The sequence below is a fragment of the Bacillus sp. FSL R10-2780 genome, assembly GCF_038006125.1.
GTDB lineage: Bacteria > Bacillota > Bacilli > Bacillales > Bacillaceae_G > Bacillus_A > Bacillus_A cereus_U.
Genome location: NZ_JBBOUQ010000001.1, coordinates 1,845,050 through 1,870,439 on the forward strand (window position 1 = coordinate 1,845,050; position 25,390 = coordinate 1,870,439).

The following is a 25,390-nucleotide window of genomic DNA, read 5'->3' on the forward strand; positions in this document are numbered from 1 at the left end:
CGTGATTTACATGATATAATTAAGTTAGGAAGAGATAATTATTTTTATTCCCCCTCTAATTCACTTCAATTACATCACCAAACTTAAACATTCTCTTATTACGAAAAACATCAGTACATATAATCGTCTTATTTAATGGATGAATATCAACTACTGTTATGTAATTTTTATATAAGTAGCCACTTCTGTAATATGTAATGTTCAATTTCACGACCATTACGACAAAAAAATCACCAACTTCTTTACGTACAGGAAATCGGTGATTTTTGTTTAAATAGTCCCTTAAGGAACTATCAGTTTTTTGTTATGTTCAGATTTTCCAAAACTAGTTTCTTATACTCATCACATATGGATACATTGGATCTCTTAATTCAAAGTCATACGTTTCTCCATTCACAATTCCTACCACCTTCTCACTATCATATAAATTGAGTAAGAAACCGGCCATTTGTTCAGCTGTATGGAACTTAGGAACAACATTATCATATTCAAAATTATCAACATCATAAGACCGTTTTGCAAATTCGGTCTCTGTAGCAGCAGGAGCCAACACTTTTGCTTGCATTGCCGCTCCTTTTTCTTTTAATTCTTGTGCTAGACCTTCTGTAAAGGCACTTACATAGAACTTTGTCGCGCAGTAAGTCACAGCATCGGCAACAATCCTATATCCTCCTCCTGAAGATATATTGATAATTTGAGTTCCTTCAACATCTGCATAATCACGTACATAAAGAGAGGACAGAACGGTTAAAGCCTCAATATTCAAGTGAAGCATCGTCTCAATTTTATTTAACTTTTGCTCCCCAATGGAAGCAAAGTTTCCAAATCCAGCATTATTAATCCAGGTGTCGATTTGATAAACCTGAAGACTTTCATAGAATTCATAAACATTTGCAGTAACAGATAAGTCAACGGTTCGAATGACAACATCCAGGTCTGGATTAATTTCAGCCACTTTTGACTTTAACTTTCCTAATTCCTCCGTTCTGCGTGCTGCTATAATTAAGTTTTTTCCACGAGTCGCAAAAGCAAGAGCGGTTTCATATCCAATTCCTGAGCTAGCCCCTGTAATAACTGTATATTTCATATAAATCCCTCCTGAATTTTATCCAATTGATTTAATTGTAAACGAACTATGAGTTGATTATAATGATTAGAGTAAACTCTAAGTCAAGAAAAATTTATATGGAGGTTTCTTATGTACACTATTGGTGAAGTGGCTAAAATGTTAGAGATAAGTACATATACATTACGGTATTACGAAAAAGAAAAAATTATAATTCCTGTTCGTAACATTAACGGAGACAGACGATATAACGATTCACATATTAAATGGCTGCAATTTGTTATCAAGTTAAAAGAAACACAAATGCCAATTGCGAAAATAAAGAAGTATGCTGCATTAGCTTTGGAAGGAGAACATACCACGACAGAGCGTTTAAATCTTTTAGAAGAACATAAACACTCTATTAAGGAACAAATTAGAACGTTAAAAGCTGCGGATGAGATGCTTGAATATAAAATTACCACTTACAAAGATTTCATCAATAAACGAGATTAAATACAGGTTTTATAAGGAAAATCGCCACAGATCTATGGAATAGAAAGAACCATAACCTTGCCGTTTCCCTCTTATTCCCCACTATTTTTTGGGATTGAACAGTTAAAGATATAAGCTGGTGGTACATTTCTAAGTTCCCTTTTCACATCTATTCTATTAAAAAACTGATTAAGAAAATTCTTTTTAAATTTAGTATATTGAAAGGTAATAAAATTCCCACCTTCCTTTAAAATTTTGGTGGTAGTTAATAATATTTTTTTTGAAACATTTGGGGGTAAACTAGAAAAAGGAAGACCAGAAACAATATAGTCTGCATAAGGAATGCAATAGCCCTGTAGATACTCGTCAATATTTTCCGCAGACCCTAATACAATGAATACATTTTTCTCTTTTTTATATTTTTCTTTCAATAATAAATAAAACTCTTTATTATTTTCCACTAATAAAAGAGTAGTATTCGAACTTCGTTTTTCAAGCAATTTATTCGTGAATACACCCGTACCTGGCCCATATTCAACAATATATTTAGCTTCCTTAAAATTGATGCTTTCCACCATTTTATCTGCAAGAAACTTTGAACTTGGAAGTACTGCACCAACGTTTCTTGGATTCGTTATATATTGAGATAAAAAAGACAGAGGCTTCATATTTAATCACTCCAATAGTTTGAATTTACTACTATAGTTTAAAATTCAAACCTGAAGAAACTATAGTGACATCCTTAAGATTTGAATAAGCTCTCTAAAAATAGTTTTTCTTAAAGGACATACCTTATAAAAACTCCCTCTCTCCCCTTTACCATAGTTTTTTCAAACGTCAGATACAGAAAACCATATATTTCTCATTCGTTTTTCAAAGAAAACCTATAAGATTACCAGTAATTATACACATACTTGCGGTCATATCCATGAAAAATTCGTCGGTGCAACGTTTTGTAAGGCTAAACTTGTTACATAATTGGATTTACAATCATTATGTCCGTACATTTTCATATTTCGTACAACCTAATCATCTTTTCATCCATAGCACTTTTGAAGGTACTTCTCCTACTACAGCCCACTTTATATACCGCGAATCGAGTCTTTTTTTAATATATGAAACAATTACATAAAAGTTACGAAGATCTACACAATGTCATCACTCCAAGTGATAAACATAAATGAATCCCACGCTCGCGTAAATAATACGTAAACCGTACTTGCTCTTTCAATTGTTCATTTAAAATACCTGTCTTTTAATTTTAAACAGGTGTTTTTCTATATTTAAGCAATACTATTTGACGGAGGAATCTTTACCGAAATAATTAAAGCACAAACAAAAAAGCCGCATTTGCGGCTCATAAACTTATAGGACTAACACATGCGTTCATTGAATTACTTACCGTTTAATCGCATCAACAATTAACGATGGAAAGCCAAGTTTGTCTCCTTGATTTCTAGAATCATATCTTTTTGAACGGAAAATAACACCATCGTTCGCGTCCCATTCTTTGTAATAAAATTGCCCGTTTTCATCGCAATATTCCAGTAGAACTACTTCAAATCCAGCAGTTTCAAACATTTTCGTTAATGTTTTATAATTATGAACGATTTTATGGCTTGCAGCTGGATGGTCTTTTGGGCCAGGTCCGCCTACTTGAACTATGTTTTGGTACGTTTCATCTGGGAAAAATGCATCAGGGACGCCGCACCTAATATGGCCTGACGGTTTTAAAAATTTATAACAAATCCCAGCTGCTTTTACCCCTTCTTCAAAAGTAAGATGCTCCCATACATGCTCTGCTAAAATAGCTGAAATGGAGTTATGTTCAAATCTTTCTTCCCATGTCCGTTCAACTAATAAGTTCAGCTCATCTTCTTGCGTTTGAATCCAACCTGGATTGTTATTAAATGCCCCAGCTCCCACTACTACTTTCATTTCTTCTTGTTTTATTACCATCATTTTCACCTCGTAAAAATTTCAAGTCATTCATCTTTTTCTATGCTTACTATAAATTCCCCTTCTTTAGCTAAACTGCCGGTTCGTTCAAACAGAAGAGCTATACCTGTATTATGTAAGCCTTTTGATCTTGTAAAATAGTTGGAGATAAAGACTTTGAAACTCTTGAACAAATAGTCAAGATCCATCAAATACAAAAACGCCATTCTACAGAAAGAATAGCGTTTTTTTCATTTTAGTTTTATTAGTTATTAGCTTGATAGTGGTATCCCGTACAATGCTTGATACTAATATAGAAGATTATTTTTTTCTAACTCAACCAAGCCTCTGCCAAAACCGTCTCACACCCATTGAATAACGCAAACTTTTGGAAACAACTGTTCAAGGCTGTTCGCAATTGTATTGTTTGCTTCACACCATTCTCGTACCAGATGTTTTTAACAACGAGCGTTCCAGTTTTTCGTTCCGCGATTATCTCGGCTCGTCCAATGAAGCTCTCTCCATATAATAGTGGCAGTACATAATAGCCGAATTTCCGTTTGATTGCAGGCGTGTAAATCTCCCAGGTGTAATCGAAGTTAAACAATTCGCTGATAAGTTTTCTATCCCATATGAAATTATCTAACGGTGCAATAAGTTCACAACGTAATTTCGGTTTCTGATGTTGCAGAACTGATTCAATAAGCGGTAAATCCTCCGTGAGACAATACAACCTATCCTTCGTTTGTTCAACAGCAACAGCAATGATGCGAGCTTCGTGCAATAGCTGGCGGAAAACCTCGTTGCGCTGTGTTGCTTTCAACCCCCATATGTTCAGCCATGCGTCTGACGCACGATTCCATAAAAGACCTACAGAGCCGATTCGACGCAGTATGCGCCACTTATGATGCTCAAGCTCATCTTCCAGCGGCTCTGGTGCATTCAGCAAATGCGGCTGTATGTACTTCTTGGCGATATCGTAATATTTACGCGTTCCTTTTTTATGATGGATAATTAACTCACCCGTCGAATACATCTGTTCCAGCACCGAACGAGATGTATTGTTTCCGCCGCTCCAATGGATGGCCGATTGCCAAGAGAAATCTCCATTCAATTTTAAATCACTCGAACTTAGCGCACCGTGATTTTGGATATGATCCCGTACATGCGCTGTCAATACTTCCATTTCGGGATAGCGTTCTGCATGCTGGCGGGCGACTTTCCTATATCGCCCAAAATACGGCCAATCCTCGACAGGGATAATGGCCAGGTTCTTGTCGGGATAATCGACAAGACTTCTATCCTCATATAACAACTCGGCAAGCATTCCCTTAGTAAATCCCTTGATTCGCGACTGTAGCACTAATTCAGCGTTCTTTCCACAAGCATCGATGGGATCGTATTGAATACAGCTAGCTTGCCGAACAAAGTCCAATACACCTTGCTTCCCGCTAAATTTATATTCACCTAAAAGTCCATGTTTCAACAAAAGAAATTGCCGTGCCTGACGGTTTGTTAATTGAATCATGTGCGTACCTACCTCTAGTTTATTTTTTTTATTATATTACAGTGGGAGATGAATGAAAAAAAAGCGCAGGAGCGAAGAGAAATTTGCTTACTGCCTCGATGGGGACTTGGATTTTTTGTTACTTGGTTTGAGTCCAGTACAATACCGAACTCAAACCAAGCAAGTGTACTATGTCCTAATTTATCATCTGTTACGGCTTGTAATATTTTCAATGTCCCTTTCACAGCCACTGTCCATTTCTTATAAAAACATCCACTTGTCGATATATCCAAACGCCTTCTCTAAAAATCACTTCTTTTTAAGAATACAAAATATTCTACCAAAAACAAGAACGAACGTTCCCTCACAGAAGAATGGAGGTTCTGGTGCAAAGCTCACAATATAGTAAAAAAGAGCCAATCCCCTATGCAATAGAAGATTGACTCTTTCCTTTATTCACCTAGTCAAAAAAATTGTTTCATACGTTGCAATTCAGACCACTCTTTTTCCTATCTGATCATCAAATCCCCAATGAACATGTGAGGGTATAATTGGAGACATATAATCCGTATGACTACAAAGAGTAACGACTAAATCAAAACTATTTAAAACTCAACCAAGCATCTGCCCAGTCCGCATGATCATTTCCATTACCGTTACCTGCGTCCTCAACTACTAGTTTTAATTCTTTCTTACCCGTCAGATCAACATCAACAAATTTGGCCGGAGTATTATAGTACATTGTGCCGCTATTAAATACTTCCACTCCATCAAGTAGTACTTTAAACACAACCGAACCGCCTTTACCACCAGGTTCCTGATCAATTCCTACATAGGAATTAAATTGTTTGTACGTTGCATTTGATATATCATAGGTAACTTCTGATTTTGCATGAGTTCCTATCCCTTTTTTATACGTAATCGGCCCTGTAGTTCCAAGTAATGACAGTGGGTTTCCGTCGGTGCTTTTATCTTTTTGAACCGTTGCCCATCCGGCAGTTGCTTTTATCCATGGAATATCACTAAGATAGATGCCGCCAGAAGCAACTTGCACTTTTGTTGAAGTTACCACCGCATTCCCCAGTTTTACAGAGACTCCAACCTCTTTCATTCCTTTAAACTGAGCTGGCGGGGAAATAACAAACGAATATGTCTCCTCTCCTCCTGCAGGTAATTGAAAGTCCGTTGTTGATGGCTGTGCATTCCATCCGTCTGGTAATTGCAATTCAATTTTGCCAGGTGTCACTTTTTCCTTTATTTCATTTTGAACCTTTACCTTTAATGTAGTAGAACCACCTTCAGCGCTAATTGGATTTGGTTCTACCTTTGCCGAAATTAGCTTTACTGCTGGAGTTACTTCTATTTGATTAGATTTACTAACCGTCCCATTATCTGTGTTTACTTCAGCTTCAATGACGTAATTATTAGCAACTGCATCAATAGGGACAGGTAAATCTGCCTCAATTGTTTTCGATTGCCCTGGTTCAACGCCTTCAAAAGCTACTGTAATCGGTTTAACATTCCAGCTCTCTGGAGCCTTTACAACCACTTGCCCTGAAGAAGATTTCGATGTACCAAAGTTTGATAAATGAGCCTTCACCTTAACTGTATTTCCTGCAGTTACACTGTTCGTAGATTCCAAATCAAAATTGAGCATAGACTCAATTTTATAACTTTTACCTTGTTCAGTTTTAAATGAAATTGTATCGCCAGCCTTCGTAAATTTCAACGGTGTATTCGTTCCGACTCTTGTCACAGTAAATGGTGTATTGAACATTGGACTTTTTAACTTTACATCGTTTCCGTGATCGGAAGTCACACGAATGACTGTAGGCATACTATTTTTCCAGTTCGCATCAATCGTAAATGCACCGCGTGCTCTTAGTCCTTTATAAGAACCATCCTTCCAAGCTTTCGGAAGGGCAGGCAACAATTGAATGGAGTCGGTATGGCTTTGAATTAACATTTCAGCAATTCCCGATGTTGCACCAAAGTTTCCATCAATTTGAAACGGCGGATGAGTATCAAATAGGTTACTGAGCGTACTTCCAGTAATTTGCCCTTGCAGAATTTTATAGGCATGGTCACCATCTAACAAACGTGCCCATAAGTTAATTTTATTCGCTTTACTCCAGCCTGTTCCCTCGTCACCACGATGGTTTAAAGTAACTTTAGCTGCCTGAAGCCATTCCGGTGTATTGTGGTTAATCATACTTCCTGGATATAACGCCACTAGCTGCGATATATGCCGGTGCGTTTCAGCAGGATCGTCTATATCATCCTTCCATTCTTGCACTTGACCATATCTGCCAATTTGAATTGGCGAGAATAATCGATCCCTTTTAGCCGTTAACTCATCTCGAAACGCCTTATCAGTATTCAAAACCGCACTAGCTTCGATTACATTTGAGAACAACTCATACACTAACTGTTGGTCAAAGGCACATCCATTAGAAATACCACCAATCTCTGGAGACCAGCACGGAGAAACAACCAACTTCTTATTTTTATCTTCAACTAAAAACTTACTATGAAACTCAGCCGCTTCTTTAATTATCGGATAAATCTTTTCTTGTAAGTATTGTTTATCATCCGTAAACTTATAATGTTCCCAAAGATTTTGGCCAATGAAGGCATTCGCACTAGGTGCCCATCCCCAGCCTAATCCCCATCCAGGAGCAGTAAATCCAAATGGATTATTCATCGTGTTAACGGTCCATCCACCGCCTTTAACACCGAAATGTTTTTCTGCTGAAACCCTTCCTGGTTCTCTTAATGAGTCCACATAATCCATTAATGGCAAAGCGGTTTCAGACAGATTCGTCACTTCTGCAGGCCAATAATTCATTTGCAAATTAATATTGAAATGATAGTCACTCTCCCACGGTGGTGTGTTCGAATTATTCCATACCCCTTGTAGATTTGCAGGAAGTGTTCCTGGTCTTGAAGAAGAAATGAGCAAATACCTTCCATATTGGAAGAATAGTTCTTCCAAATACTTACTGTTTTCTTTACTGTAAGATGCTAGTAGTTCATTTGTTGGAACAGATGGTTTTTCCCCTCCTAAATTTAAAGAAACACGATTAAATAAAGAGTGATAGTCTTTAATATGTGTATATTTTAAAACCTCATAACTCTTTTTAGAAATAGCGGCCATGATTTTTTCAACCTTTTGATGTGGATCTTCCCCTTTATAAGTAGGATATTTATTTTCATAATCAGTAGCCGCAGTCATAATAATTGTTAATGTATCAGCATTTGCTACTTTAATTTTCCCATTCTCTGCTGTTAATGTACCGCCCTCATTCAGTACTTTGAATTCTGATTCATATTTCATTCCATTATTCGCTATTTGTCCTTTGATGGTGATTTTGTTATCTACGGACGATACTTGCCCTCCCTGTGCGCTAGTAGGTCTAACATCTAATGAAAGCTGTTTAGATTCACTAGCAGTTAAACGCATGACCATCACACGATCAGGATAACTTGTGAAATATTCCCTATTATATTGAACACCTTTATAGTTATAGGAAACAGTAGCAATTCCCTCATTTAAATTTAATTCCCTGCGATAATTGGAAAATGCAGACGCATCTGGCATATTAAAATCTAAGTATATGTCTCCAAAATTTTGATAGGAACCAAACCCTTTTTGAAGACCTGTGAGAAATTGTGAAGACTCCTTTTCTGCCCCTGATTTATCCCCTTTTGCTACCTTTTCCCTAATGCTATCTAAGTGACTCGCTGCCCATCACGATTCCCGTAAGTATAATCACTTGCACTGTTTGGTCCGCCAGTCCAAAGTGTTTTTTCATTAAACTGAATACGTTCTTGCTGGACTCCACCAAAGACCATTCCGCCCATATAACCATTACCAATTGGCAATGCTTGTTTTTCCCAATCTTTTGCTGGCTGATTGTACCAGAGTGATAGTTTCTTTCCCTCTGGTTTTGGAGTTTCAATCGTAATAGGTGATGTTGCCTTTACCTTACTAACTTCTCCAGCTCCTCCTAAAGAAAATAATAAAGTACCAAAAAGCAATCCCCCTGTTAATAGGTTTCTAAGCTTCAAATTTCCATCCCCTTTTGAAAAGCGAATGTAAAGTGTCTCCTTTTACATATTGACTTATTCTCTCCTTGAAATTCGCTATTCTTTTATATTGAAGCATAATAGGCAAAAATATATTCGCCTATTACACCCCGTTTTATATACCTTTTCACAAGCGAAATGATTATCGAATAAATGCTGCTGGTACACCACCGTCAACTGTGATCATGCATCCCGTTGTTTTATCCGCCTTTGAAGAGGCAAAGAAAGCAATCGATTCAGCAATGTCTTTCGAATAAATATTGACCAATAAGGTTGTGCGTTTACGGTAATGCTCCTCTAACTGATCAGGCTCAATACCATATGCCGCAGCACGTTCTTCACGCCATCTTGAACCCCAAATGGCTGATCCTTGAAGAACCGCATCTGGAAGAACTGAATTTACACGAATGCCATACTCACCGCCTTCAGCTGCAATACATCTCGCTAGGTGCGTTTCGAGTGCTTTTACAGAGCTGTATGCCGTAGCATTTTTCCCTGCATACACAGAATTTTTCGAACCGACAAATACCATATTCCCTCCAATACCTTGCTGTTTCATTTGCTTGAACGCTTCACGTGCCACTAAAAAATATCCCGTTCCAAGCACATTCATATTTAAATTCCATTCCTGAAGCGTCGTTTCATCGAATGGACTAGACGTTGCCAGCCCTGCATTGTTCACGATACTATCAACGCCTCCGTAAGCAAGGGCTGCCTGCTCAAATGCTGCCTGTACTTCTTCTTCTTTTGTTACATCCATTTTCACCGCGAGCGCACGACCTTCGCCATACTTCTCGTTAATTTCAGCCGCAACTTTTTCTGCCCCTTCAAAGTTCAAATCAGCAAGCACTACATGCGCACCTTCTGAAACGAGGCAGCGTCCCGTCTCGCTTCCGATTCCACCAGCACCACCTGTAATAAGGGCAACCTTGCGAGAAAATTCAGCTTCAGCTGGTGCTAACGATAATTTATATAGCTCCAATGGCCAGTACTCAACATTGTAAGAGTCATTTTCATTCAAAGAAACAAAACTTCCAAGTGTTGTGGAACCTTTCATTACCGAAATTGCTCGGTGATACAGCGCACCACTTACTTTTGACATCACTAGATTTTTACCGGTATTCACCATACCGATACCAGGAATTAAAATAACGCGAGGTGCAGATTCAAACATTTGATCTCCTTCGTATTTGTTACGTTCAAAGTAAGCTTTATACTCGTTTTTAAAGCTTTCCACATCAGCTTTCATTTTCTCTATTAATCCGTTCACGTCTTTTGTTTGCGGATCCCAATCAATATACAAAGGAGTGCGCTTTGTGTGAACTAAATGGTCAGGACAAGCCGCTCCAACTTGAAACAACTCTGGTGCATTGTGACTGTTTACAAATCGGAGTACTTCATCCGTATCGTCATAGGATAAAAGCATTTTCTTTTCATCACTAACTGCCCCGCGAATAATCGGCATTACTTTTGCAAGAATGCTTCTACGCTCTTCTACTGAAAGTGCTTCGTATTTTTGACCTCCGAATACAGTACTTTCATTCACTCGCTCATTGATATACTGCTCTGCCTCATTAATAACCGCAATCGTTTTTTCATAACTTTCCTTCGCCGTTTCTCCCCAAACAACTAAGCCGTGTTTTTCCATTAATACTAGTTCAGCATTCGGATTATTTTTCACGCCTTCTGCAATCATTTTAGATAAGGTAAATCCAGGACGTACATATGGAACCCAAACAAAACGGTTACCGTAAATTTCCTCGGCAATTTGTCTTCCATTATGTGCGCAGCAAAGACTAATAATGGCATCTGGATGTGTATGATCCACATGTTTAAAAGGCAAGAAAGCATGCAATAATGTTTCGATGGACGCACGCGGATGTTTGCTGTCAATCATACAATGCGATAAGTACTCTACCATTTCTTCGTCTGGCATTTCTTCACGCTCAATTAATAAACGAATGTCTTCCATTCTTAAACCAGTAAAGTTTTGTGCTTTCATAGTCGCTAAATCGGATCCACTTCCTTTAACCCACATGACCTCTACATCATGACCACGAAAATCCTTTTCCACTGTCTTTACCGATGTGTTTCCGCCGCCCCAATTACATACTGCACGGTCTGTTCCAATTAAATTCGAACGATAGACTAATTCTTCTACTCCTTGCGGTAATTGAGATACCTTTGTTTCGTTCCATAAGCTTTTAACCATACTTTTACCCCCGTTGTTTTTTTGTTTTTGGAGTTCTATTATTTCGGATACCATCTTACTTCTAATAAAGTGAAACTCTATGTTCAAGAGTTTGATATTACTTGCGATTATTTTGAGCACTAGAATCCTTTTACATATAAAACACCTTAATCAATTCCAATAACTTATTTTTATCGGACATGTTTTGTATAGTAACCCCCCGATATACAATCAGGGGGAATCCTTGCATTAATGGTATAATGGCCCAAAGTTTTGGCAGGCACGGTAATCTGCTGCTTCCGGATCTTTTGTTCCGAACATTCCCCATGCACTCGGTCTAAAGATTTGTTCTTCTTTGACGTTATGCATATTTACAGGAATTCTGAGCATCGAAGCAAGAGTAATTAAATCGCTGCCAATGTGTCCGTAGCTTATTACACAGTGATTGGCACCCCAATTATTCATCACGGTGTAAACATCCTTAAAGGCGCCTTCTCCCGTTAGATTTGGAACAAACCAGGTTGTTGGCCAAGTTGGATCAGTTCTCTTATCCAATATATCGTGAACCTCTTCCGGTATTTCAACCGTATAGCCTTCTGCAATTTGTAAAACAGGGCCTAATCCTTTAACAAGATTGAGACGAGCTGCTGTTACAGGCATATTTCCCTTTGTTAAGAAATCACTCGAGAATCCGCCTCCGCGGAAATACCCTGTTGAAGCTGGTCTCCAGGAAGTAGCTGCCAAACAGTTTTGAACTTCTTCCTCTGTAATTTCCCAAAACGGTTTTATAACAGGCTTTCCATCTTTCGTTTGTTGTCCTGTACCATCAAGTGCAGCTGAACCGGAGTTAATCATATGAATAAATCCATTTGCCGCCAATCCTTCAGGTTTATGCCCTGTCACACGTTCTATTGCCTCTTTACTCCAATACGTTCTTACATCAGCAAAAACTTGAGCCGTATTTGTTAATAAATGGCCAAATAGCATCGTAACTCCATTTAAGCTATCATTTTCAGTAGCCATAATGTATGGCGGACGAATTCCATTCCAATCAAAGGAGGAATTTAAAATCGTTTCCATAAAGTCACCATTTGGGAAATGATCCGTCCATTGACGCTGACCTTGGAAGCCTGCAGAAATGGCGTTGTATCCTTGCGCTTCCTCACCATATCCAAGTTCCTCCAATTTTGGATTTCCAACCATGAGATCCCTTGCAATTAATGTCATTTTAACGCTAGTTTCCCAATCTTTATTCTTTTGCTCTCTTGATCTTTGCATTTCTTCCGTATTATTATCTGGGCCTTCTGGACAATACTCCTTCACCCAGTTTAAAGCTACTTCATATTCTTCCTTATCATAAATCTCTTCATCTATCCTTCTTACAAATTCAGACATGTCAATGTATTCATTTCTCATTCCCAAATAATCCTGGAAAAATTCAGGTTGAACTGTACTGCCAGCAATCCCCATGGATACAGATCCCATCGAAAGATACGATTTTCCTTTTAGAGCGGCAACAACAAGACCAGACTTTGCAAATTGAAGTAGCTTTTCCTGCACATCCTCAGGAATAGATGTATCACTTAAATCCTGTACATCTTTCCCGTATATTCCGAAAGCCGGAATACCCTTTTGATTGTGGGCGGCTAGCACCGCCGCCAAATAGACTGCTCCAGGACGTTCTGTTCCATTAAATCCCCATACTGCTTTTGGAATATCGGGATTCATATCCATTGTTTCAGAACCATAGCACCAGCATGGTGTAACCGTAATGGAAACACCGACTCCCTCTCCTGCAAATTTTTCAGCCGCTTGAGCAGCTTCAGCCACACCGCCAATACATGTATCAGCAATGACACATTCTACTGCTTCACCATTATAGTGACGCAAATTTTCAGTTAATAAGTTTGCTACCGATTTTGCGAGATTCATCGTCATATCTTCAAGCGATTCACGTACACCATTTCTTCTGCCATCAACAGTTGGTCTTATGCCGATTTTTGGTAATTTATTATAAAATCTATTATGAACAGTTTTCATTTTAAAACCCCTTTTTCATTACATTTTGGTCAATTATTTCGGTAAAACGGCCGTATGCTTCCTGCCATTCTGATTGATTTTGAGGTTGATAGTGCTTAACAGTAAACGAATTTTCAACAATTTCTCTACCTTCCTTTAAATCTTTTATTTTTCCTAGTGTGATCCATTGAGATAATGAATTTCCAATCGCACTCGCTTCAACCGGTCCCGCTATAACAGGGCGGTTTATCGCATTTGCGGTAAATTGACAAAATAAATCATTTTGAATGCCGCCGCCGCCCATATGGATAACCTCTATTGATTTTCCAGTTAAAACTTCCAGTTTCTCTAAGACCCACCTGTATTTCAATGAAAGACTCTCCAAAATACAACGGAGGAAACTTCCTTCCGTTTCAGGCGGCTGTTGACCACTCTTTATACAGAAATCCCGGATTTGTTTTGGCATATTTTCCGGATTGAAGAAAGAAGGGTCATCTGGGTCTATGAAATGTGCAAATGGTTTTGTATGTCGAATCAATTCTGCCTCTTCTTCGTAAGTAAAAAGCTTGCCTTCTTTTGCCCAAACCGCTCTACATTCTTGCATGAGCCATAATCCCATAATATTTTTGAGCAGCCGAAACTCGCCATCTGCCGTTCCTTCATTTGTAAAGCCCCATTCCAAAGCCTGTTTACTCATTACTGGATCCTTTACTTGAACTCCCATTAAGATCCACGTACCGCAGCTCATGAATACTGAATTTTCTGACTTTATAGGCAGTGCTGCAAGAGCACAGGCAGTATCATGTCCCGCTCCAGCAATAACCTTAACAGGTCGTATGCCAAATTCGTTGTGAATCGAAGAAAGGGTCGGACCAAGAGTCGTTCCTGGCATCACAATATTTGCCATGATCTCTATAGGCAGGTTTAACTTTTTCATAAGAGCAGTATCCCAATTACGCTCATGAATATTAAATAACGATGTCGTTGTACTGATCGTATATTCATTCGCCTTTACACCGGAAAATAAATAACTAAGCAAGTTTGGTGTTAATAAAAGAGTTTTTGCCTTTTCCATTAAATCCGGGTTATTCTTTTTTATCGTATAAAGTTGGCAAATCGTATTAATTGCTGCTGGTTCAACTCCCGTTCGAGAGAACAAAACATCCCTTGGAATGACTTCCATTATTTCTTTTAGGCTATCATTTGTATGTGGATCTCTATAAGAATAAGGATTGATAAGTAGTTCACCAGTTTCAGATAGAAGCCCGAAATCAACGCCCCATGTATCGATGGACAAACTTTCAATCGACTTATGCCCTTTTCCAATACTTTTACCAATTCCATTCTTCATTTCCTGGAATATCCTTAAAATATCCCAATAATAATGACCTGTTACGTAAACAGGGCGATTGGAGAACCTGTGAACCTCTTCAAGATAAAGGCGTTTCCCATCAAATCCACTTACCATTAAACGCCCATTGGATGCACCTAAATCAAAAGCCCAAACTTTTTTCATTCATTCACACCCTTCGAAAACATTTCAACTACTCCGCATCTTTTAGTAGTTTTAATCTATATTTCTCAGAAGATAGATTTCTTAAATCCTGACATTCTTCCTCTGTAAGGACCCTTGGGACTCCTACTGTCGATGCAATCGTATATACTTTTGCCGCTTCCTCTAGAATTTGCAAAAGAAAATATGCTTCTTTCATTGTTTTACCAACCGTCAGTACGCCGTGATTCCTCATTACTACTACATCATTTTCTTCAATCACGCCGGATACCGCATTAGCCAATACTTCTGTAGTCGGAATCATATAGTCAAGGTAAGCCACGCTTTTAATCATTGCCGGAAAATCCGGGAATAGACTCGGAATGGTATGACCGGAACATGATACACCTACCGAATAACTTGGGTGGGCATGTAAAACAGCTGTTATATCAGGACGTTTACGAAAACATTCCAAATGCATTAAAATTTCAGAGGATGGTTTTAAATCATCCAATATCTCACCGGTTTCAATATCAACACGTACCCATTGATGGTCTTTTATCTCTTGCAAATCAAAACCGCTAGGAGATATATACATGATATTTCCATCTCTCATACTCAAATTTCCACCTGCTCCTACAACAAGACCAGTTTGCACAATTTTATTTGCATATAATTTCAAATCATTTATTACATTGGACAATGTTATACACCTCAGCTTCTATGTTATTGTTATTGCTTGTTTAGATTTTATTGATAAAGAACTGCTTTAATTTTTGGATCATCAATGTTCGTTTTATCATACCAATAGAAACCAGTGTCGATTGTTTTTGATACTTGTTTACCATCTAAGTTCTCAACAGCAGCTTTAACAGTTTCATAACCAATTCCAATTGGGTTTTGTGTAATCGCACCTGCCATTACTCCGCTCTTAATCGCATCGATTTGTAGTTTACCTGAATCAAAGCCAACCACTACTACACTCTTTTTGTTCAATTCTTTAACAGCATTTACTACCCCAATCGCAGAACCTTCATTTGTACCGAAAATACCTTTTACAGTTGGATGCGCTTGCATAATTGCCTTAGCAGCATCAGTCGATTTTAATTGATCACCACTACCATATTGGATATCGACAATCTTGATGTTCGGATACTTTGATTTGATTGTATTTACAAAACCATCTCGGCGTTCAACACCTGTTTTACTCGTTTGGTCATGAGCAACGACCGCTACTTCCCCTTTTTCACCAATTAATCCAGCCATTTTCTCAGCAGCAAGAGCTGCTGCCGCTTTGTTATCTGTTGCAGCTGTTGCTACAGGTATATCTCCCTCAACACCTGAGTCAAATGCAACAATCGGAATTTTTTTGTTTTTTGCTTGTTCTAATAAAGGAAGAGCAGCCTTAGAATCTAGTGCCGCAAAGCCAATCGCATCTGGTTTTTTATCAAGTGTGCTACGAAGCATCTCAACTTGTTTATCAACCTGTGCTTCCGTTTCAGGACCTACAAATGTAATATTCACCTTATATTCATCTGCTGCTTGCTCAGCCCCTTTTTTAACTGCCTGCCAGAACTGATGCTGGAACCCTTTTGAAATGATCGCAACATAACGCTTGCCGTCATCTTTTGCAGGAGCATTACTATCCTTACTTCCCGTGCTTGCATTGTTTGAAGAACACGCCCCCATAAACATTGAGATTGCGAGAATTGACGATAAAACTATGCCTTTTTTTGCTTTTTTCATCTGAAATTCCCCCTATATATTTTTTTATAAAAAACAGTATCACAGTTAATTCTTTGCTTTTTTGTTTCGCAACACATCTGCGTAAACTGCTAATAAGATAACCGCCCCAACAACTACTGTTTGCCATTCTTGAGGAACTGAAAGGATTTGAAGACCATTTGTTAACACACTCATAATCAATGCACCGATAACAGTACCAAGAATTGTTCCTTTACCACCACTTAAAGAAGTTCCTCCGATAACTACTGCTGCGATTGCTTCCAATTCATATCCTGCTCCTAAAGCTGGCTGAGCAGAATTTAGACGAGATGCCATTATAATACCTGCAACACCAGTAAAAACACCTGCAAGCATGTAGATAATTATTTTCCACTTATCCACATTCACTCCAGAAAGACGAGTTGCTTCTTCATTGCTTCCTAGTGCAAATGTATACCTTCCGATTATCGTTTTATTTAAAATTAAGCTTGCGAAAATGGCCATTCCAAAAAAGATAAAAACAGCATTCGGAATAGCAAAACCAGGGATAATAGAACCCATCGCAATTTTGTTAAAGCTCGGTATAGAAGTGAAATAGATTGGAGTAGCTTTAGAAATAACAAGTGCCAATCCTTTAGCAATCATCATCATAGCTAACGTTGCAATAAATGGTGGAATCTTCAATTTTGCAATTGCAGCTCCAGAAATCAAACCTACTACGGCACCTATTAAAATCCCTAAGGTAACAGCTACCCAAACCGGTAAACCTAAGTTGACAGCAAAAACACCTGTCATAACCGAAGATAAAGTCAGTACGGTTCCACATGATAAATCAATTCCACTTGTAACGATAATCATCGTTGCACCTAAAGCAAGGATGCCTGTAACAGCTGTCGATAGAAAGATTCCTATAATGTTATCAAATTGTAGAAAATTAGCTGAAGCAATTGAAAAAATCACAACAAGTACAATTAAACTTGCAAATGCTAGAAGCTGCTGAAGAGCATTTGAATTAATCCCTCTCCTCATCTTCCCTTCAACCGGAAATTCTACTGCTTTTGGCATTTCCATTCCTGTTCACTCCTTTATAATCCGTTAATATCCATTACATAATTCGTTTTGTCGCAAGAGTCATAATTGCTTCTTGCGATGCTTTTTCATCATTTTTCAATTCCCCAGTTATCTTTCCTTCACACATGACAATCACACGATGACTTATCCGTAAAATTTCAGGAAGTTCTGAGGAGATCATAATGATAGATTTTCCTTGCTCAGCTAATTCATTTAGTAACTTATAAATTTCGTCTTTTGCCCCGATATCAATTCCGCGTGTAGGCTCATCAAAGATTAAGATATCTGAATCTCTAGTCAACCACTTGCCAATAACCACCTTTTGCTGATTCCCTCCTGAAAGATTTTTCACTAATTGATTACCTGACGGCGTTTTTATTTTTAACCTTTTAATGAGTTCCTCAGATTGTTGATCAATTTTAGATACATGCATTAAGCCAAGAGGTTTTACATAATCTTTCATGGATGCCATTGCAATATTTGTTTTTACATCCATCCCAACTAGAAGCCCAAACTGTTTTCGATCTTCGGACAAATAGCCAATTCCATGTTGTACTGCATCAGTCGGGCTTTTTATACTCAACCTTTTTCCATTTATGAAAATCTCCCCTGAATCTAATGAATCTGCCCCAAATATGGCACGGGCTACTTCAGTTCTTCCAGCCCCCATCAATCCAGCAAAGCCAACGATTTCCCCTTTATACAGTTCAAAACTTACATCCTTTATCGTGTTCCCTCTCTTTAAATTTTTTACTTCAAACACTTTTTCTCTCGTTTTCTCTTTCATTTCTGGTTTTTGATTGTTATCAATTTTTCTTCCAACCATCATAGAAATAATTTGTTCAATGGTTGCATCCTTCGTGTTCATCGTTCCTACGTATGTACCGTCTCGCATAATCGATACACGGTCAGTAATTTTCTTTAGCTCTTCCATACGGTGGGAGATATAAACAATTCCCACACCGTCCTGACGTAGTTTCCGAATCATAACAAACAATGCATCGATTTCGGTATCAGTTAAGGCTGCGGTTGGCTCATCCATAATCAATACTTTTGAATCAAAGGAAAGAGCCTTAGAGATTTCCACCATTTGTTGTTTTGCAACTGTTAAATCGCCTACCAATTCTCTTGGATCTAGATTAATGTTTAACCTTTCAAATAGTTTTTTCGCCCTGTTATTTAGTTTTTTTTCATCCAAAAAAAGATTAAATAACCCTTTAGGTTCTCTTCCAATAAAAATATTTTGGGCAACTGTTAAATGCGGAGCTAAGTTAAGTTCCTGATGAATAATGCTGATTCCGAGTCTTTGTGCTGCTTTTGTATCTGGAACCTCTATTTCTTTTCCTTCGTACGCAATCGTTCCGGCATCTCTTTGATAGATCCCTGTTAAAATTTTCATTAATGTGGATTTCCCGGCTCCATTCTCCCCCAAAAGTGCGTGAACTTCGCCTTTTTTTAATTCAAACCTCACATTAGAAAGCGCTTGCACACCAGGGAACGATTTACTAATTCCCTCCATTTTTAGTAGCAATTCACTCATCCCATCACCTACTGCCCTATCAATTTTTTTATCAAATAATATATTCGTTTAATACTGCGCTAATCAGTAACCACGCCCTTTTTTAAAATCATATTGGCATAGAGAGCACTCTCACTAGTTGCAACAATTGCATAAGCCTTCTTTGCCCTCTCATAAAATGTAAAGCGGTCAATCATCTCAAAACCATCAAAATGAGTATCATATTTTTTAATCACTGCATCATACGTTTCCCAAATGGAAGGCGCGATAGGATCCCCCTTTACAACCTTCATTAATGAAACAGAATGATTACTATACGTATCGAGTGGAAAGAATTGCAAAATTGCCTGTAATACTTCAAGAACCCCATGTCCTTCACATCGAATTAGCTTCGTTGCGCAAGAGGCAGCAGGAAAATTTCCATCCGCTAAAACAATCTCATCCCCATGCCCCATTTCTAAAAGAATTTTCATTAAATCCGGACTAATTATTTTCGGTATTCCTTTTAACATTTCTATCTCCCTTCCGATTTTTATCTTAACGAAAATCATCATTTCAAATCGTTTTAACTACGTACACTTTGTGCATCTATTAGTAATTTCGGTGTAAATATTTCATTAAAAGGACCTTCTTCATTATTTAAACGTTTCAGTAATATATCACCCACCCTTTCCCCCATTTCATATGGTTTGTGAGCTACTGATATAATCCCAGGTGCTTGTAATAATTGGGCTGCTTCAACGTCACCAAAGGAAGCTATCACTATGTCCTTCGGGATAGAATAGCCTCTCCTCGTTAACTCAAGAAGAACACCGAATGACATTTCATTATTCAAGGATAGAATCGCTGAAGGTTTCTCAGTAAAGTTAAGAAAATAATCAACTGCTTTCATTCCACCCTCTCTTGTGAAAGTGCTATTAAACGTATAGTTTTCATCTTCCTGAATCCCAAACTCTTCCAAAGCTTTCTGAAATCCTTCATAGCGCTCTTTACCTGTACTAACGTTTAACAATCCATTCACAAGACCAATAGATCTATGCCCCTGTTTTAAAAGATAGCTCGTTAATTTATAAGCACTTTCAAAATTACTTTCTATAACCGAATCTAATTTTGAGTCTCCAATCTCAACAGTCCGATCAACTAAAACAATTGGCACATCAGCTTGATGAATACTTCTTACCCTTTCTTCACAACCCCCAGCAGTCGCCAATACAATAGCATCTACTCTTTGCTCTACCAATAGCTGCAGCAATTTATCCTCTTTTTTAGGATTTTCATGACTGCTACAGAAAATAAGATTATAGCCCTTTTGCTGAACAATATCTTCAATAGCCTTTGAAATTGTCATGTAATACTGGTTTGTGATATCTGGAATCACAACACCAATCGTGTATGTTTTATCTTGCTTTAAACTTCTAGCAATCGCATTTGGTTGATAATTAAGTTTTTTCACAGCTAAATAAACACGATCTTTAATGTCGTCACTAACAAATCCGCTGTCGTTTAGCACCCGAGATACTGTAGCTGTAGACACATTCGCTTCCATTGCAACATCTTTAATTGTAGACTTTGCCATTTCATCACTCTTTCTAAGTTTTCAAGAAATCGTTTACTTCAGTTTTGCTTAAACCCTTAATTCATCCATGTAAACGATTACTTAGTAGTTTATACGGATAATAATAATTTAATTTTCAGAATAATTCAACACTTTTTAAAAACATTTTTTCTCCAAAAAAATATGCCTATACATCAGATAACCTGTAAAGTGTGAATGAGATCATTTTTTTATGATTACATGGCTTTTTTAGACTTTCTGTTGCCCTATATTCTATAGAAGGAATGCTGCAACATCGTTCTATTACGAAGATTCGTAGTACATAAAAAGAAAGAGCCTACTCGTATGAGTTGGCTCTTTCTCTACTTACCAATACAGATAGATTTTCTCCTCTTATTTTATAAGCTCTCAAATGTTCCTCTACTTCTCTCTCGTCACCTAATAGACTCATCGTCTTTTTAACAAAGTTCCAATTTAAACTACCGGATAACCATAGTAACGAAGAAAATCTTTTATAATCATTTGAAGTTAAAATGTTACTAGCTTTATACCCTTCTAAAAATGCTCTAGCAACTTTCGAGCATACTTCATGTGACTCTATTCCTTCTGTCCGGGAATACCACTTTATTAAAAAGGCTAGTCCTTCAATACGATCAACATATCCAATAGATTCAAAATCTACAATACCTTTCACACATTGATTTGAGTTCCATACAACATTTAAAGGATTTAAATCTGTTTGTACAATAAACTCCAAATTACTAGTATGTGCGCATTTTATATGATACTTAGCGAGATCTATATACTCCTGCAATTCCTTGCAGGTACTGCTCTTATTTTCTAATAGCTTTATAAACTCACCATATCCATCTAAATGAGATTTCTTTTGAAAAGTCGAGCTTTGAAATGTACTAGAAAGATCATGTATCTTTCTTGCTTCCTTTCCAAAGGCTTCTGCCATAGTTTCTGTACAACGAGTAATCTGTTCTCCTTCAATCCAAGTAGACAATACAAATCGGTACTGTTCATCATTCCAATTGACAAACGTAAGTAACTCTTCCGCCCTATTCTTGTTAATTCGCATAAAAGGAATCCCATGCTCTCGTAAATAATAAGTAAACCGTACTTGTTCTTTCAATTGTTCATTTGATAACGTCCCAAAAGCTGGGTTGATTATTCGATTGCTATTTATAAACCGTGCGGAATATCGCTTTCCATTTACCATGATTTTATAGTGTAGATCTGTATTCCAACTATCCTTATGTAACTCTTCTTCCACTACTAATGAATGGATTTCTTTAAAATAATTTATTAATACGTCTTTTATTATGTGTTTCACCCTATTCTCCTTTCATGTAAAAATCTTTTAAGATGAGAGATTTGTAAAATACACCTAATTTACTCAAAAGGAAAATAATATCCTACATAATTAAACACATTTGCAAACCCTACATTTTCTACAACGGCAACAGAAGGCTTGTTTAATTCCATACAGTCCCAATATGGAATAATGTTATACTCCAAACACTCTTTTACAAAACTATGAGCTACCTTTTGTGCTAATTTTCTCCCCTGATGACCTTCTATCGTTTCAATATCTATACAATGTATATTTTCAAAAACGAACCCTGAAAAACAAACACTTACGATCCTATTGTCATAAACAATACAATAGCCTATTCCCTCATGAAAAAACTCATCCGTTGAGGACCAAAACTCTAAAATTTTTGATTGTAAAAATTCAATATTCTTCAATACGTGCCCTTGATTTTCATAGAGAGTTTTACTCATTTTCAACACTGTATATCCTTCTTCAATTTTAGGTCCATAATGATCTTCATAGTCTTCTTTTTTTAGCGTATACCCTCTTTGGTCCCAATTCTTTAATTTACGATACTGGAATATTCTTTCGATTGTTTTATTCCACTTTGAATGATTACCGATTGCTTCAAAGCAATTTAGTCCAACCTTTCTTGCCTCAGGCTCTATTACATTATCAATAAAACTACTAATTTCATTATTAAACTTTTCATTCTCTGCACTTCCTATAAAAAAGAAGCCATCGTTATTACCTAACCAAATAAGTCCTGAATTAGGAGAATAAATATTATCTACAAATATACGACCAGGATTAACTCCTGCAATTACAGCTTTTACTTCTAATTGTCCTTTTTCATTTACTAAACTGTTACATTTATAAAAATCATTCTTGTTTAATTCAGAAATCATACGTTACACCGCCTTCCTGAAACTATTCTATTCTAACTTTACCACTATGACAGAATATTCTCTATTCGTTTTAATAGTTGTTTTAAACAATGAAATAATAAAAAAAGAGCCAATCCCCTATACGATAGAAGATTGGCTCTTTACTTTACTCCCCTGTTTCAGAAAATCGTTTAATACGTTCACCGATTTCATTACGAACACGTTGAAATTCAGACCACTCTTTTCCTGCTGGATCATCAAATCCCCAGTGAACACGATTCACGTGCGGAGGAGTAGATGGACAAACAGAATCCGCATGACTACAAAGCGTAACGACTAAGTCAGCACTATTTAAAATATTTGCATCAATTATATCCGATGTTTGATTTGTTATGTCGATATTTACTTCTTTCATCGCTTTAATAGCATTTGGATTTACTCCGTGTGCTTCAATGCCTGCAGAATATACATTCCACTTATCTCCTAAGTATTGCTTGCCCCAAGCTTCTGCCATTTGGCTTCGGCATGAATTTCCTGTACATAAAAAGTAGATTGTTTTTTTGTTTTCCATGTTGTTGTCCACCTTTGTTTTTAATTTTATACTAGTTCGTCATTAAAGTATTTACGCTTAAACCAAAAAGCAACATTTACAAGTGCAATCATTACAGGTACTTCAACTAACGGTCCGATAACAGCTGCAAATGCTGCGCCTGAGTGAATACCAAAAACACCAACTGCTACAGCAATTGCTAACTCAAAGTTGTTGCTACCTGCTGTAAATGCTAACGTTGTTGTCACCTGATAATTTGCACCAATTTTTCTTCCCATAAAGAAAGAAACAAAGAACATCACAATAAAATAGATTAATAGCGGAATCGCTATTCTTACTACATCAAATGGTACGCTAACAATCATTTCTCCCTGTAAAGAGAACATAATGATAATCGTAAATAGCAATGCAATTAATGTAATTGGACTAATCTTAGGTATAAACACCTTTTCATACCATAGTCTTCCTTTTAGTTTCACTAATACGAATCGTGTCAATATACCGGCTATAAAAGGAATTCCCAAATAAATAAATACTGATTTCGCTACTTCTGCCATTGTAATATCTACAATAGCCCCTTCAATTCCTAACCACTCTGGAATTACTGTTACAAATACGTACGCATAAACTGAGAAAAATAACATTTGAAATACCGAATTAAAAGCAACTAAACCTGCTGCATATTCTTTATCCCCATCAGCAAGATCATTCCACACAATTACCATTGCAATACAACGTGCTAAACCAATCATAATGAGCCCGACCATGTATTCTGGCTTATCAGGAAGAAAAATAATTGCTAAAGCAAACATAAGTACAGGTCCAATAATCCAGTTTTGTACTAAAGATAGAACCAACACTTTTACATCTTTAAATACCCGGCCCATTTCCTCGTAACGAACCTTCGCCAACGGTGGATACATCATTAAAATCAAACCAACAGCAAGCGGGATAGATGTCGTTCCAACTTGTAATGTATTAAGTCCGTCTACTACACTAGGAAACACAAATCCTAAACCAATTCCAACAGCCATAGCTAGAAAAATCCATAATGTTAAATATCGATCTAGAAAAGATAAACGTTTCATTTTATTTTCCATCTCCTATTAACAACAAGAATTTTTATCTACTACGTTAGAAGTCGTGCAACAAGATGGATCTTCAATTTTATGAACATCACTATCTGCTTTTGTATAAAAGAACTCCCACTCGTTACCATCAGGATCCGTTACCCAAAACTTATCTTGAACCGCATAACAACAAGTAGTATCCATCTCATCACGTGCAAAGAAACCTTCTTTTTCTAATTTTTCTTTATGAAATGTAATTTCTTCAGCTGTCTCTACTTGGAAACCAAAATGATTTACCTGATTTCCCTTCACTTCATCTCGTACATTCAGTGTAAAATTAAGCCCTGGGTTTTCTAATAAAAATTTTGCATAATCCATTTTCACCTTAACTGGTGACACACCAAATACCTTTTCATAAAATTCAATAGACTTCTCTAAATCAGTAACATTTATACCAACATGAACATATCTCATAACTTATTCCTCCTCTTAAAATAATATTAATCAATTTTTTTTGATTAATAGGGCAAAATTTTAACAACAGCTCCCTTTTCCTGTTTTTCTAAAGATACAGCATAATTCTTCTGATAATAAATTATTTACTTCCTCATCATTTAAATCATAATAACTCCACGTACCTTTTGTTTCTTTTACAATTAAACCGGCATCTAACAGGATTTTTAAATGATATGACAACTTAGATTGTGTCATTTCGAAAACCTCTGTTAAATCACACACACAAGTTTGTCCTCGCTGACAAAGTTCATACATAATCTCTAAACGCTTCTGATCAGCTAACGCTTTAAACTTTTTCTCATATAGCTGAAAATCTTGTGCCACTATCATTCACTCTCCCTTCATCAATTTTTTTTGATGTTTATAGTATATACGCTGATTAGTTCTTTATGCAACTTAT

Annotated in this window: 22 protein-coding genes and 2 pseudogenes; 1 reads left to right on the top strand and 23 read right to left on the bottom strand. The window is 37.1% G+C overall.

Annotated features, from left to right (window positions below):
• Window positions 1-55 precede the first annotated feature (55 nt).
• Window positions 56-199, bottom strand: a pseudogene (locus NSQ47_RS09630) (YolD-like family protein); the annotation flags it as partial.
• 126 nt (window positions 200-325) lie between these two features.
• A complete protein-coding gene (locus NSQ47_RS09635) occupies window positions 326-1,087 on the bottom strand; it encodes an SDR family NAD(P)-dependent oxidoreductase (protein WP_002110647.1) in 762 nt (253 codons plus the stop codon).
• A 111-nt stretch (window positions 1,088-1,198) separates the two neighbouring features.
• Here NSQ47_RS09635 and NSQ47_RS09640 point away from each other — a divergent pair, with 111 nt between their 5' ends.
• Window positions 1,199-1,561 (top strand): MerR family transcriptional regulator, encoded by a 363-nt coding sequence (locus tag NSQ47_RS09640; protein ID WP_002110648.1) that lies wholly within the window; start codon window positions 1,199-1,201, stop codon window positions 1,559-1,561.
• Between the two features lie 71 nt (window positions 1,562-1,632).
• Here the strand turns inward: NSQ47_RS09640 and NSQ47_RS09645 are convergent, their stop codons facing one another.
• The 21 genes and pseudogenes from NSQ47_RS09645 to arsR all read right to left on the bottom strand — a co-directional run bounded on the left by NSQ47_RS09645 (window position 1,633) and on the right by arsR (window position 25,320).
• On the bottom strand, window positions 1,633-2,208 hold the full coding sequence (locus tag NSQ47_RS09645) for a class I SAM-dependent methyltransferase (RefSeq protein WP_002110649.1): 576 nt from the start codon (window positions 2,206-2,208) through the stop codon (window positions 1,633-1,635).
• Between the two features lie 730 nt (window positions 2,209-2,938).
• Window positions 2,939-3,502 (bottom strand): class I SAM-dependent methyltransferase, encoded by a 564-nt coding sequence (locus NSQ47_RS09655; protein WP_341036711.1) that lies wholly within the window; start codon window positions 3,500-3,502, stop codon window positions 2,939-2,941.
• 307 nt (window positions 3,503-3,809) lie between these two features.
• Entirely contained in the window at window positions 3,810-5,006 is a 1,197-nt protein-coding gene (locus NSQ47_RS09660; RefSeq protein ID WP_340824628.1) for a winged helix-turn-helix domain-containing protein, read from the bottom strand.
• A 443-nt stretch (window positions 5,007-5,449) separates the two neighbouring features.
• A pseudogene (locus NSQ47_RS28220) lies at window positions 5,450-5,597 on the bottom strand (arsenate reductase); the annotation flags it as partial.
• Complete coding sequence (locus NSQ47_RS09665) at window positions 5,587-8,712, bottom strand: glycosyl hydrolase family 95 catalytic domain-containing protein (RefSeq protein WP_341038226.1); 3,126 nt, start codon at window positions 8,710-8,712, stop codon at window positions 5,587-5,589. The gene NSQ47_RS09665 and the pseudogene NSQ47_RS28220, both read right to left, overlap by 11 nt.
• A gap of 5 nt (window positions 8,713-8,717) precedes the next feature.
• A complete protein-coding gene (locus tag NSQ47_RS09670) occupies window positions 8,718-9,056 on the bottom strand; it encodes a glycoside hydrolase N-terminal domain-containing protein (protein WP_341036713.1) in 339 nt (112 codons plus the stop codon).
• Between the two features lie 160 nt (window positions 9,057-9,216).
• On the bottom strand, window positions 9,217-11,286 hold the full coding sequence (locus tag NSQ47_RS09675; protein WP_341036715.1) for a bifunctional aldolase/short-chain dehydrogenase: 2,070 nt from the start codon (window positions 11,284-11,286) through the stop codon (window positions 9,217-9,219).
• A gap of 228 nt (window positions 11,287-11,514) precedes the next feature.
• A complete protein-coding gene (locus NSQ47_RS09680; protein ID WP_340824635.1) occupies window positions 11,515-13,305 on the bottom strand; it encodes an L-fucose isomerase in 1,791 nt (596 codons plus the stop codon).
• 1 nt (window position 13,306) lies between these two features.
• Window positions 13,307-14,800 (bottom strand): rhamnulokinase, encoded by a 1,494-nt coding sequence (locus tag NSQ47_RS09685; protein WP_341036716.1) that lies wholly within the window; start codon window positions 14,798-14,800, stop codon window positions 13,307-13,309.
• Between the two features lie 28 nt (window positions 14,801-14,828).
• Window positions 14,829-15,479 carry a class II aldolase/adducin family protein gene (locus NSQ47_RS09690; protein ID WP_340824639.1) on the bottom strand — a complete coding sequence of 217 codons (651 nt, stop codon included), beginning with the start codon at window positions 15,477-15,479 and terminating at the stop codon, window positions 14,829-14,831.
• 47 nt (window positions 15,480-15,526) lie between these two features.
• Window positions 15,527-16,522 carry an ABC transporter substrate-binding protein gene (locus NSQ47_RS09695; RefSeq protein WP_341036718.1) on the bottom strand — a complete coding sequence of 332 codons (996 nt, stop codon included), beginning with the start codon at window positions 16,520-16,522 and terminating at the stop codon, window positions 15,527-15,529.
• A 45-nt stretch (window positions 16,523-16,567) separates the two neighbouring features.
• Complete coding sequence (locus NSQ47_RS09700; protein ID WP_340824643.1) at window positions 16,568-17,572, bottom strand: ABC transporter permease; 1,005 nt, start codon at window positions 17,570-17,572, stop codon at window positions 16,568-16,570.
• 34 nt (window positions 17,573-17,606) lie between these two features.
• The gene (locus NSQ47_RS09705) at window positions 17,607-19,112 is read right to left on the bottom strand and encodes a sugar ABC transporter ATP-binding protein (RefSeq protein ID WP_341036719.1); all 1,506 of its coding nucleotides are present in this window, start codon (window positions 19,110-19,112) and stop codon (window positions 17,607-17,609) included.
• A 59-nt stretch (window positions 19,113-19,171) separates the two neighbouring features.
• Window positions 19,172-19,603, bottom strand: coding sequence for an RbsD/FucU family protein (locus NSQ47_RS09710; protein ID WP_340824649.1), 432 nt, complete (start codon window positions 19,601-19,603; stop codon window positions 19,172-19,174).
• Between the two features lie 53 nt (window positions 19,604-19,656).
• The gene (locus NSQ47_RS09715) at window positions 19,657-20,667 is read right to left on the bottom strand and encodes a LacI family DNA-binding transcriptional regulator (protein WP_341036720.1); all 1,011 of its coding nucleotides are present in this window, start codon (window positions 20,665-20,667) and stop codon (window positions 19,657-19,659) included.
• 316 nt (window positions 20,668-20,983) lie between these two features.
• A complete protein-coding gene (locus NSQ47_RS09720; protein ID WP_341036721.1) occupies window positions 20,984-21,985 on the bottom strand; it encodes a phosphotransferase enzyme family protein in 1,002 nt (333 codons plus the stop codon).
• A 59-nt stretch (window positions 21,986-22,044) separates the two neighbouring features.
• Window positions 22,045-22,875, bottom strand: coding sequence for a GNAT family N-acetyltransferase (locus tag NSQ47_RS09725; protein ID WP_341036722.1), 831 nt, complete (start codon window positions 22,873-22,875; stop codon window positions 22,045-22,047).
• Window positions 22,876-23,020: 145 nt separating this feature from the next.
• On the bottom strand, window positions 23,021-23,425 hold the full coding sequence (arsC, locus tag NSQ47_RS09730) for an arsenate reductase (thioredoxin) (RefSeq protein ID WP_341036723.1): 405 nt from the start codon (window positions 23,423-23,425) through the stop codon (window positions 23,021-23,023).
• Between the two features lie 26 nt (window positions 23,426-23,451).
• Window positions 23,452-24,492 (bottom strand): ACR3 family arsenite efflux transporter, encoded by a 1,041-nt coding sequence (arsB, locus tag NSQ47_RS09735; protein WP_341036724.1) that lies wholly within the window; start codon window positions 24,490-24,492, stop codon window positions 23,452-23,454.
• A gap of 18 nt (window positions 24,493-24,510) precedes the next feature.
• Complete coding sequence (locus NSQ47_RS09740; protein ID WP_341036725.1) at window positions 24,511-24,948, bottom strand: ArsI/CadI family heavy metal resistance metalloenzyme; 438 nt, start codon at window positions 24,946-24,948, stop codon at window positions 24,511-24,513.
• A gap of 60 nt (window positions 24,949-25,008) precedes the next feature.
• Window positions 25,009-25,320, bottom strand: a complete 312-nt coding sequence (gene arsR, locus NSQ47_RS09745; protein ID WP_002161234.1) for an arsenical resistance operon transcriptional regulator ArsR — start codon at window positions 25,318-25,320, stop codon at window positions 25,009-25,011.
• Window positions 25,321-25,390: the final 70 nt, after the last annotated feature.